Here is an 11768-nt window from a genome sequence, read left to right on the forward strand (position 1 = left end):
CCCTGCCGGTCGAGCTCTCCCTCGGCGAGTTCCAAACCCCCGAGGGTGTCATGTTCGTCGGCGCGCTGGCCGATCTGACGGAACGCAACCGCGCGCTTGCCGAAGCCCGCTTTGCGAACGAGCGCCTGGAAGAGCAGGCGGCGCACCTGGCCGAGCTGGCGGAGGATCTCGACGCGGCGAAGCTGGCGGCAGAGGCGGCCAATCGCGCCAAGTCCGACTTCCTGGCCAACATGAGCCACGAGATCCGGACACCCATGAACGGCGTTCTCGGCATGACGGCGCTGCTTCTCGACTCCTCGCTCGAGCCGGACCAGCGGTCCTGTGCCGAGGCGATCAAGGAGAGCGCCGACGCGCTGCTCGGCTTGATCAACGACATCCTGGACGTTTCCAAGCTCGAGGCCGGCAAGGTCGACCTGGAGCTGATCGACTTCGACCTTGTCGACCTCGTCGAAAGCGTGACCGCCCTGCTGGTGCCGAAGGCGCGGGAGAAGGGGATAGAACTGGGCAGCCTGATCGATGCGGAAGCGGCCGGCGCGTACCGTGGCGACCCGACCCGGATCCGCCAGATCCTGCTCAACCTGGTCGGCAACGCCGTCAAGTTCACCGAGACCGGCAGCGTCGGGGTAGAGGTTCGCAATGCCGGCGCCCGGGACGGTATGGCCGCGCTTCGCATCGAGGTGTCCGATACCGGAATCGGCATGAGTCAGGCTCAATGCATGCGCCTGTTCCAGAAGTTCTCGCAGGCCGATGCCTCGATCACCCGCCGCTTCGGCGGCACCGGCCTGGGTCTTGCGATCTGCCGCGATCTCGTAGCGCTGATGGACGGATCGATCGACGTGCACAGCGAGCCGAGGCGCGGCACGACCTTCAGCATCGAATTCCCACTGCCCAAGGCCGAAATGCCGGCAGTCAGCGCGGCAACGCTGCCGACGCAGGCCAGCGGGCTGCGGGTGCTGGTGGTGGACGATCTTGACCTGAACCGGCGCATCCTGCGCCACCAGCTCGAGGGGCTTGAACTCACCGTGGATACCGCGGCGAACGGCATGGAGGCGCTGTCCGAGCTCAACCGCGCCTGGGATGAGGGAACGCCGCACGACCTGGTGCTGATCGACCACCTGATGCCCGGCATGTCCGGCGAGGAACTGCTGGCCTGGATCCGGCCCAACCCGCGCTTTGCCGAGGCCAAGCTGGTGCTGCTGTCATCGGCGGGCGGCTTGGACAAGGGTTCCGACCCAGGCTTTCGCTTCGACGCCCTGCTGGTCAAGCCGTTCCGCCGGCAGGCCCTGCTTGACTGCCTGGCGCGCCTGTACAGCACGACGACGCCGGAAACCGCACCCGAGCAGGCTGCAGCACCGGCCGCACGGCGTGGGCAGGGCTGCAGAATCCTGCTGGTCGAGGACAACCGGATCAATCAGCGCGTGGCGTCGATGACCCTGGCGGTCGAAGGCTACGAAGTCGAGATAGCCGAGGATGGCGCCGCCGGCGTGGCTGCAGCGGCTCCCGGAGGTTTCGATCTGGTGTTGATGGACGTCCAGATGCCTGTTATGGACGGCCTGGAAGCGACCCGGCGTATCCGCGCCCTGGCAGGGGATGCCGGCCGGGTGCCGGTGATCGCGATGACGGCCAACGTCATGGCGGGCATGCAGGAGGAGTATCTGGCGGCCGGCATGGACGATATCGTCGCCAAGCCCTTCGACCGGGCACGCTTCCTCGCCACCGTCGCCTGCTGGGCCGGCGGCGGAGCGAAGCTCAGGGAGGCCTCCCTGGAGGACGGCGCCGCCGCGGTATTCGATCCCGAGGGACTTGCCGGGCTGGAAGGTACGGTGCCCCAGGCCGACTTCGACGAACTCGTGGCATGTTTCCTGGAGAACGCCGAGGCGCGCCTGGACCGCATCCGGCACTTGGCGGACTCCGGCGACCTGGATGGTCTGCGGCGGGAAGCTCACGACCTCACCTCGACGGCGGGCAACATGGGCGCGTTCCGGGTTTCCGAACTGGCCCGCAAACTCGAGACCGCCTGCCGGGAGGGAAGCGCCGAACGGGCCGTCGATCTGGCGCGGACGGTGGACACGGCGGGTCCGGCGGCTCTCGCTGCGGTGCGGGCACGATTTCCGGCCGCGGTGGCCTGAGGACATGTCCCAGGAGGGTTTTCGTCGGCAGCGGCTTATGGCCGGGCAAATGCACGGACGGATCGGACGGTCGTCGCCGCACTGGGCACAAGCAGCCCGGACCAACGGCATATATCCAAGGTCTATCAACACGTTAGCGTCGAATTAACTTGATTTGCCGACGATGGCACGCACTTGGCCGCCCCACTGAACCGATTGGCCCCGCCCCGATAAGAAGCGCAATCAAGGATTTACCATGCCATCCATCCCGTCCGCGCCGCGGCGTTTCAGCTCTCCCGGTATCGGAACGTCGCTCAACCTGATCGTCGCCACGCTCTGCCTCATCCTGGTCGGCATTACCGGCTCGACTCTGATCGGCGCCTTCGGAGCCGTCCGATCCGCTGAGCGGGCGGGCGAGTTGGCGCATGCCGGCCGCGATGTCTTCACGGCACTCCAGAACGTCAGGATCGAGCGCGGCAGCACCCGCCTTCCGCTGGAAGCCCAGGATGCCGCCCCGGCAGCCGCCGTTGCCGGTCTGGAAGTCCTCCGATCCAAATCGGGTCCCGCGCTGGAATCGCTGATCGCGGCCTGCGGCGGCAACGACTGCGCCGATGCAGCCGAGATGGCGGAACTCAAGGCGCGGAGCGACCGGCTGGTGGCGTTGCGCCCGGAAATCGACAAGGCCCTGCGCCAGCCGTTGCCGGCGCGCCGCGACGGGATCGCGAAGGAGGCGAATGCCACCATCACGGCCCTGGTCGACCAGCTGGAACTGATTTCCGGAAGACTGACGGCGCGGCTCGGCGACGTCGACGCCTTCACCGCCGTTCAAGTCGCGGTCAAGGACGCGGCCTATCTGGCCCGCGATGCCGCCGGCCTGGAGAAGTACCCGGTTGCTGCCATCATCAAGGACAAAGCCATCTCGGTCGAGAACCGCGCCAAGATCGCGGAGCTGCGCGGTAAGACCGATGCCGGCTGGAAACTGGTTCGGGAGATAGTCGGACGTCCCGGCATGCCGAAGCCGCTCGTGACCGCCGCCGACGCTGCGCAGTCCGTCCATTTCGGCACCACCGTCAAGCTGAGCGACGAGATCCTTCAGGCCGTCGCCGCCGGCAAGGATGCGCCGGTCGGGGCAGCGGAGTTCAGCAAGGCGATCGACGCCGGAACCAACAGCCTGGTCGCGGTTTGCGAGGCGGCATTGGACGCCATCGTCCAGCACGCGGACGTGAAGTCGTCCGAGGCTTCGAGAAACCTGACACTGCAAGCCGGCTTGCTGGTGCTGGCTGTTGCGATCGGGGGCGGCGCTCTGGCAGTCATCCGCAGGCGGGTCCTGCGGCCGATCGACGGCATCACCGGGGCGATGCTGCGCGTCGCCCAGGGCGACCTGTCGGGCGAGATCCCCTATACCGGACGAGGCGACGAGATCGGACGTCTGGCCGGTGCGCTGGGCACCTTCAAGAACAACGCCGGGGAGACCCTTCGGCTTCAGCGCGAGCAGCAGGAGGAGCAGGTCCGCAAGGAAACGCGCCACCGCGAGATGGAGACCGCCGTCGCGGAGTTCGGCTCGACCGTCGCGCGCGTCCTCGAAAACTTCGGCGCATCGGCGGAGCGGATGAACGCAGCGTCGGAAAATCTGACGAGCGTCGCGGACTCGTCCAAATCGCGGGCTACCGTGGTCGCGGGCGCCTCCGAGGAGACCTCCGCCAACGTCCAGACCGTCGCAGCCGCGACCGAAGAGCTGGCCGCCTCGATCGCGGAGATCGGGCGTCAGGTCACCCATGCCGCCGGCCGTGCCCGCAGCGCCGTGTCCGAAGCGCAGCAGACCGGCGAGACGGTACGCGCCCTGGACGATGCGGCACAGCGGATCGGCGCCGTGGTCGGGTTGATCCAGCAGATCGCCAACCAGACCAACCTGCTGGCGCTGAACGCCACGATCGAGGCGGCCCGTGCCGGCGAAGCCGGAAAGGGCTTCACGATCGTCGCGCACGAAGTGAAGAACCTGGCCGGCCAGACCGCGAAGGCGACCGAGGAAATCTCGAGCCAGATCGCCGCGATCCAGTCCTCCACCCGGCTGACCGTGGACGCGATCGTCGGCATCGCCGCGACGGTCGAGGAGATCGACCAGACCTCGGCGGCGATCGCCTCGGCGGTGGAACAGCAGGCTTCGGCAACGCGCGAAATCACCCGCAACACCAACGAAGCCGCCCGCGGCACTCAGGAGGTTTCCTCCAACATCCTGGGCGTAACGGAGGATGCCAACCGGACCGGCGGAGCCGCCGACGAGGTCAATGCCGCTGCCGAGGACCTGCGCCGCGAAGCCGCCGTGCTGGACAAGGAGATCGACCGCTTCTTCAATCGTATCCGGGCCGCATGACCGGAGGGCCGGAGTACCGGCCCGTCACCGGGTGGAGGGGGCTGAAGAATCCAGCCGCCCCTGCCCTCCACCGTCATGAAGGGGGCTTGCGGGAACGCGCATCTAGAACGATGAGCGGTGTGAAGCATGCCTTGGATGATCGTCCGCCTCGGTCCACTTCACGGAACAGTCACCGAAACGCAGGCAGACCGGATACACACCTTTGCCATGGCGTCAATATCTCGGTGAACTGCCCTGGCAGGCGACATGCGAGAACCGGCCGATGCCGGAAGATTGATCCTATCGGCCCACCTCTGGCGACGCGCTGCGGCAAGAAGCCGTCACATCTCGGAAAACGTGTGTGATATGCTTTCGCCATCGCGCCCAAGTTACTCTCCGGCGCAACTGTCAACGTTGGAGCGGCGCTCGTCATGACCGGTGCGGAAATTACGGCCGTGGATATGGACAAGGAACCCTCGGATGCGGGCAGCGCGCCGGCAGTTCGCATCGAAGCGACAATAGCGCCGCGCCTAAGCCTCGCTTTCCACCAGAACGCCGTGCCCGTGCTGCGCGAGCTGACGCTGATCAACGACGGCGCGGATGCGCTCGGCGGCGTCGATCTGACATTGTCCAGCGAACCGCCGTTCCTGACGCCGAAGACGTGGCGGATCGACAGCGTTGGGGCGGGGCAGCATTATCGCCTGCCGAAGCTCGATATCGCCTTGGACGGCGCTTTGCTGGGCCGCCTGACGGAGGCGGAGACGGCGACGGCGCATCTGGTCGCCACATCAGCCGGCGAACCGGTCGCCCGCCTCGCCGTGCCGATCGAACTGCTGGCACGCAATCAGTGGGGCGGCATCGGGCACATGCCGGAGATGGTCGCCGCCTTCGTCCAGCCCAACGATCCGGCGGTCGAGCGCCTGCTGAAACAGACCGCCGAGATCTTGCGCCGGCACGGCAAGAGCGGCGCTCTCGACGGCACTGCGGGCGGACCGAAGCGGGTTTGGGAGATGGCATCCGCGCTATGGGCCGCCGTCGGCGCCCTGGGGCTGGACTACGCTCTGCCGCCGCCCAGCTTCGAGCAGGCCGGCCAGAAGGTCCGTGGACCGTCGCAGATCCTGGAGTCCGGTCTTGCCACCTGTCTCGATTCCACACTGCTACTGTGCGCGGCTCTAGAACATTGCGGCCTCAATCCCCTGGTCGTGTTCACGCAGGGTCATGCCTTCGCCGGCGTCTGGCTGACCGCCGAGGAGTTCACCACGCCGCTGGTCGACGACATCACGGCGCTGCGCAAGCGAGTGCAGCTCAAGGAACTGATCCTGTTCGAAACGACGCTGGTGACGCAGCGGCCCTGCCCATCCTTCGGCACTGCCATCGAACATGGCGTCAGACAGATCGCCGAGTCGCGGGAGCACGAATTCCAGCTTGCCGTGGACATCCGGCGCGCCCGTATCCAGCGCATCCGGCCGTTGGCCGGTACGGAAGCTCCGGCCGCGACGGCCGAAGCGGCGCCGTCCGATCCCGCCCCGCCGGCTTTCGACGAGGCGCCGCCCGGTCTGGCCGACGCTCCCGTCGTCGTGGCGGACGATGCCGAACCGGCGACGCCGCAGGACCGGCTGGAACGCTGGCAGCGAAAGCTTCTGGACCTATCATCGCGCAACGCCCTGCTCAACTTCAAGGCCGGCAAGCGCGCCATCAGGCTGGACGCTGCCGATCCGGGACTACTGGAGGATCTGCTGTCGGACGGCAAGGCGCTCAGGCTGCGGCCCAGGCCCGAGCTAATGGACGGCGGCGACCCGCGCAGCCAAGCGATCCACGAGGGCCGCACCCATGAGGACCTGCATCGCGCCCATGCGCTCGACGCTCTGCAACGCAGCGAGGTTCTGACCGGTATCGGCGCCGACGAACTGGATGCGCGTTTGACCGAGTTGTACCGGTCCGCCCGCACCGCCCTTCAGGAGGGTGGCGCCAATACGCTGTTCCTGGCGCTGGGCTTCCTGTCCTGGACGCGCGACGCCCGTGACGACAAACGGTTCCGCGCGCCGCTGATCCTGCTGCCGGTGACGCTCAAGCGCAAGAGCGTCCGGTCGGGCTTCACACTGGTGGTGCACGACGACGAACCCCGGTTCAACCCGACCTTGCTGCAAATGCTGCGACAGGACTTCCACCTTGGCATCCCCGCCGTCGAAGGTGCGCTGCCCAGCGACGCCCACGGCATTGATGTCGCCGGAATCTGGAAGGCGGTCGCCCAGGCGGTGAAGGACATCAAGGGCTGGGAAGTAGCCGAGGATGTCGTGCTTGCCACCTTCTCCTTCGCCAAATACCTGATGTGGAAGGATCTGGCCGAGCGGACCGACACGCTGAGGCAGAACCCGGTGGTGCGCCACCTGATCGACACGCCGCGCGACCCCTACCCTTCCACGGTCGCCTTCCCGGACGTGCGGAAGCTCGACGCCAGCCACGGGCCGGAGGAGACCTTCTGCCCGCTGCCGGCCGATTCCTCACAGCTCGCGGCGGTGATGGCCGGAGCGAAGGGCAAGGACTTCGTCCTGGTCGGGCCGCCCGGCACGGGCAAGAGCCAGACCATCGCCAACCTGATCGCCCAGTGCCTCGCGGAGCGCAGGACCGTTCTGTTCGTCTCCGAGAAGATCGCGGCGCTGGACGTGGTCTATCGCCGCCTGCGCGATGTCGGGCTCGGCGAATTCTGCTTGGAGCTACATTCGAGCAAGGCGCGCAAGACTGACGTGCTGGAGCAGCTTCGCCGGTCGTGGGAGGCGCGCGGCGTCATCGACCCCCAGGAATGGCGACGGGAGGCGCAACGGCTGAAGGTGCTGCGCGACCGCCTGAACGTCTTCGTCGAGCACCTGCACCACCGGCATCGCAATGGGCTGAGCGCCTATGCCGCGATCGGCCGCGTGGTGGCAGGGCGCGACCAGCCCGCCCTGGGCCTGTCCTGGCCTTCCGCCGACGCGCTCGACGTCGATGCCCTGGACGAGCTTCGGGAATTGGTCGAGACCCTGGACCTGCACGCCCGCGAAGTTGGCGGCATAACCGGCAGTCCGCTCGCGGTCATCGCGCACGGTGAATGGTCGCCGCTGTGGCAAAATCGGCTGATGGAGGCGGTACGCGGCCTTGCCGGTGCGGCGGACGCGCTGATTTCCGCCGCCGCGCGGTTCCGCGAGGGCGTAGGCCTACCGGATATGGCGCTTACCCGCCGAGTCCGCGACGGCTTGGCAGGGCTCGCGCGCAGCCTGCCGAACGCCGCCGGGCGGGACTGGCGGTTCGTGCTGCGGCCGGACTTCCGCATGGTGGCCGACCGCCTGAATCAGGGGCTGGAGTTTCTAGCCCAAAGGCAAGCCCTGGCCTCCGAGTTGTCGCCGCCGCTGAACGACGCGGCCGTCCAAGCGCTGAAACAGGGGATCGAGTTGCTGGCACTCCATCGCCAGATCGCGGCCAGACTGTCGGTGCCCTATCGCGACGATGCTACGGCACTCGACCTGGATGCCCTCAAGGCCGACTGGATACGGGCCGAGCAGTCCATGTGGCCGATGAAAGGCATCCGGCGCAAGCAAGTGGTCACTGCGCTGATCGCCGCTGCCACCAGCACCGCAAAAGAACCCGATGTCTCGGGCGATCTCGAACACCTGTCGGCGTTGCGCGATGTCGAGCGCGATCTGGACGCACTGGCAGCCGGTCTGACCGGGACCGAATACCTATGGTCCGGGCGCGCCACCGATCCTAATACGGTAAAGGCGGGTCTGGCCTTCCGGGAGGTCGTGCCGCTGTCATTGGCCGGAGCGCCCTGGAACGAGGACGGCCTCGCCGCCGTCGCCGAGGGACAGTGCGGCGCCGCACTGAAGGCGGATTACCGTCGGCTGCTGGACCTGCGCGTGCTGGACCGGGAGGTCGCCGGCTTCGACGATCTGCGCGCCGCAACCGGCGGCGTCTGGGCCGGGTTGAAGACGCGGCTGGATACTGTCGAGGCGGCCTTGACCTTCCACCAGGCCTTGACTACGGCGATCACCGGTTTGGCCTCGACGCTGGAGGGGATCGCGGCGATCAAGCGCCCGCTGGAGAGCCTGCTGGGCGAAGGCAACCCGCTGCTGGGACGCGATGGTCCGGTGGCCGGCGCGGCCGACGCGCTGCTTCGGGCCGAAGCGGCGTATGGCCGAGCGCTCGACGCATTTTCCGCTCTTGCGTCGGCGACCTCGCCCGACCTCGACAAGAGCGCCGGGGAGACCCCTGACGCCGTGACCGAGACGTGCAGGGGCATTCTCCCGCTGGAACGCCGGATGAACCTGTGGTGCGCGTGGCGGAAGACGCGGAACGCGGCCATGGCCCGGGGTCTGGCGCCGCTGGTCGATGCGGTCGAGCGCGGCGCGGTGGCGCCGGGCCGGCTGCGCGAGGCATTCGAAACCGGCTATTGCCGGTGGTGGCTCGACGCCATGGTGGACGGAGACGAAGTGCTGCGCTCCTTCGTGTCGGCCGAACAGGACAAGCGGATTGCCGACTTCCGGGCACTGGACGACCGCTTCACCGAGCTGACCCGCGCCTATGTCCGCGCCAACCTGTGCGCGGAACTGCCGGCGCCCGACGGCGTCACCGGCAGTTCCGAATGGGGCGTGCTACGCCGGGAGATGCAGAAGCAGCGCAGCCACATGCCGTTGCGCGAGTTGCTCGGGCGGCTGCCTACGGCAACCGCCAAGCTGGCACCCTGCCTGCTGATGAGCCCGCTGTCGATCGCCCAGTTCCTGGCGGCCGATACGGCGCCGTTCGATGTCGTGGTGTTCGACGAAGCATCGCAGATCCCGGTCTGGGACGCCATCGGCGCCATTGCGCGCGGCCGGCAGGTGGTCATGGTCGGCGATCCCAAGCAGCTTCCGCCGACTGCCTTCTTCGACCGGGCGGAGGCCGCTTCGGACGAGGATTCCGATGTCGAAGGGGATCTGGAGAGCATCCTCGACGAATGCCTGGGCGCCAACCTGCCGGTGATCAATTTGTCCTGGCACTACCGCAGCCGGCACGAGAGCCTGATCGCATTCTCCAACCACCGGTACTACGAAGGCGGACTGGTCACCTTCCCCTCGCCGGTGACCGACGACCGCGCCGTCAGCTTCCATCACGTGGCGGACGGCGTCTACGAGAAGGGCGGCGCCCGCATCAACAAGCCGGAGGCCCGAGCCCTGGTGGACGATCTGGTGGCACGGCTCAAGGACCCGGATTTCCGGGCTTCGAAACTGACCGCCGGCGTCGTCACCTTCAATTCCGAGCAGCAGAAGCTGATCGAGGACCTGCTCGACGAGGCTCGCCGCAAGTCGCCGGATCTGGAGCAGTTCTTCGCCGAGGATGTGCTGGAGCCGGTATTCGTCAAGAACCTGGAGAATGTCCAGGGCGACGAACGGGACATCATCTACTTCTCGATTACCTACGGCCCCGACCGCAGCGGCGCGGTGTCGATGAATTTCGGCCCGATGAACAAGACAGGCGGCGAGCGCCGTCTGAACGTCGCGATCACCCGCGCCCGGCACGGGCTGCGCGTCTTCTCCAGCCTGCGGCCCGAGCAGTTCGACCTGTCGCGCACGTCGGCAGAGGGCGTGCGCGACCTCAAGCACTTCCTGGAGTTCGCCGAACGCGGCCCGCGCGCCATTGCCGAGGCCGTGCGCGGCAGTATCGGCGGGCACGACAGCCCGTTCGAGGCGGAGGTCGCGAGGGCGCTGGCCGCCAGGGGCTGGCAGGTCCATCCGCAGGTCGGCGTCTCGGTGTTCCGCATCGACCTGGGGGTAGTCGATCCGGATGCGCCAGGGCGTTACCTCACCGGTATCGAATGCGACGGCGCCACCTATCACCGCTCCGCCACGGCGCGCGACCGCGACAAGCTGCGCGAGCAGGTGCTACGCGGGTTGGGCTGGGAGATCGTGCGGATCTGGTCCACGGACTGGTGGCACGATCACGATAGCGCGCTGGAGAAGGTCGAGACGCGGCTGCGGGGGCTGCTGGAAGCGAGCCGCGCCCGGAGGGCCGAGGAGGAGGCTCGAAGGCTGGCGGAAGCGGCAGCGGCTGCGGCGGCTCCGGAAATGCCGTCGGAGGAAATAGCGGATGCCGGAGAGGACGGAGAAGACGAAGAGACGGCACCGGACGGCACCGGGCGGCCATCGGCCGAGGTTCCGCCTTTCCCCACGGAGACCCATCGCCCCGCCGACGATCTGTTCCAAGGTGCCGACCTGATGGTTGCCAGGGCTCCGTCGACCGGCAACAGCCCGGCGGCGCAGGCCCGAAAGGACCATTTCCGCGAGGCCGATCCGGCCTCCGTGGTGAATGGTATCGATGCGGACGCCTTTTACGCGAGCGCTTACGACGCTCGGCTCATCGCAATGATCGAGCATGTGGCTGCCGTCGAAGGCCCCGTGCGCGACGACGTGCTGGCCAAGCGCATCGCCCGTGCCCATGGCTGGGCACGCACCGGTCCGAAGATCCGGGACCGGATCATGACGCTGGTCCGCGGGCGCTTGCCGATGAGCCAGGAGGAGACCGGCCTGTTCATCTGGGCCTCAGAGTCCGACATAACCGGCTTTCCCGCGTTTCGGCGCCCGACAGGGTTGGAAGCGCGGCCCATTGACGAGATTGCCATGCCGGAACTGGCCACGCTTGCCCGCGAAGTACTTGCCATGGGGATTATCGGCGAAGCCGCTGTTGCAGCGATGGCGCGGGAAACCGGCTTCCAGAGGCTCCGCGCCGTGAACCGCGAGCGGCTTGAGCGGGCGCTGGCATTGGCGAATTTTGGAAATGAGAGATGATATCCAGTCCGGTGAAAATCTACCCCGATCTGATCGTTCCTACCCCGCAGAATCCGCGATGGCCCCGATGACGATCACGCCTACATTTTCAGTCGTCCGGAAATTGACCCCGCCGCCATTGGCGGTGATTGCATAGCACGGGCGGCCCTTCAACGGGGTAAGTCGTCATACTTAACTCAGTGGGCGGAACTCCAGCAGGGCACCAGCGAACCAGCCTTGGCTCAGGTCCGGCAGGATATCGGCAGACGGGCAGCGTGCCGCAAATGCTTCCGGTTTTCGGTCACAGTGACAGGGCCACTCCGCTGTCATCCACATGTATCGTACTGGATCCGAACAGCCGGCAGAAGGTGGCGCTCAGGGCGGCATGGTCATGGCGGTGCCATGCGCCGGTTCAGCGCCCAGCGCCAAGGCCGGCAGCATGTCCGTGGCAAGATCGACCGCAAGGATCTGGATGACGGTCAGCGGCAGCGGCACGCCGAACAGGCCGAATTCCGTGTGGGCACCGGTCGCGTAGAC

Annotated in this window: 4 protein-coding genes; 3 read left to right on the forward strand and 1 reads right to left on the reverse strand. The window is 67.3% G+C overall.

Features of this window, described 5'->3' with window-relative positions; genetic code table 11:
* From AC5JJ6_RS22965 to proA, 3 genes are all read left to right on the forward strand, one after another.
* On the forward strand, positions 1 to 2129 hold a 2129-nt coding region (locus AC5JJ6_RS22965; RefSeq protein WP_496044279.1), incomplete at its 5' end, for a hybrid sensor histidine kinase/response regulator.
* A 235-nt stretch (positions 2130 to 2364) separates the two neighbouring features.
* The gene (locus tag AC5JJ6_RS22970) at positions 2365 to 4479 is read left to right on the forward strand and encodes a methyl-accepting chemotaxis protein (RefSeq protein ID WP_496044280.1); all 2115 of its coding nucleotides are present in this window, start codon (positions 2365 to 2367) and stop codon (positions 4477 to 4479) included.
* Between the two features lie 410 nt (positions 4480 to 4889).
* A complete protein-coding gene (proA, locus tag AC5JJ6_RS22975; protein WP_496044281.1) occupies positions 4890 to 11252 on the forward strand; it encodes an anti-phage protein ProA in 6363 nt (2120 codons plus the stop codon).
* Positions 11253 to 11606: 354 nt separating this feature from the next.
* On the opposite strand, the gene AC5JJ6_RS22980 is transcribed toward proA, so the two are convergent.
* Positions 11607 to 11726, reverse strand: coding sequence for a cation transporting ATPase C-terminal domain-containing protein (locus AC5JJ6_RS22980; RefSeq protein WP_496044282.1), 120 nt, complete (start codon positions 11724 to 11726; stop codon positions 11607 to 11609).
* Positions 11727 to 11768: the final 42 nt, after the last annotated feature.

The sequence above is a fragment of the Skermanella sp. genome (assembly GCF_059503625.1).

Bases quoted from the DNA above. Each gene is read 5' to 3' on its own strand.
- AC5JJ6_RS22970 (WP_496044280.1), top strand. From the start codon at position 2,365: ATGCCATCCATCCCGTCCGCGCCGCGGCGTTTCAGCTCTCCCGGTATC.
- proA (WP_496044281.1), top strand. From the start codon at position 4,890: ATGACCGGTGCGGAAATTACGGCCGTGGATATGGACAAGGAACCCTCG.